General features: G+C 53.2%; 1 pseudogene. It reads right to left on the bottom strand.

Annotated elements, in window-relative coordinates:
* Window positions 1–329: pseudogene (locus tag JUJ53_RS00030) on the bottom strand (Photosystem Q(B) protein 1); the annotation flags it as partial.

Raw genomic sequence — 329 nt, 5'->3', positions numbered from 1 at the left:
CGCGGGAGTTGTTGAAGCTGGCGTATTGGAAGATCAAACGACCGAAGTAGCCGTGAGCCGCAACGATGTTGTAGGTCTCTTCTTCTTGTCCAAACTTGTAACCGTAGTTCTGTGACTCAGTCTCGGTCGTCTCACGCACTAGGCTGGAGGTCACCAAGGAACCGTGCATCGCCGAGAACAAGCTACCACCGAAGACACCGGCTACTCCCAACATGTGGAAGGGGTGCATCAAGATGTTGTGCTCGGCTTGGAACACGAACATGAAGTTGAAGGTACCGGAGATACCTAGAGGCATCCCATCAGAGAAGGAACCTTGACCGATCGGGTAG

The sequence above is a fragment of the Leptolyngbya sp. CCY15150 genome, from assembly GCF_016888135.1.
GTDB lineage: Bacteria > Cyanobacteriota > Cyanobacteriia > RECH01 > RECH01 > RECH01.
The sequence above is the reverse complement of the archived record's forward strand: the minus strand, read 5'-3'. Positions and strand labels throughout refer to the sequence as shown.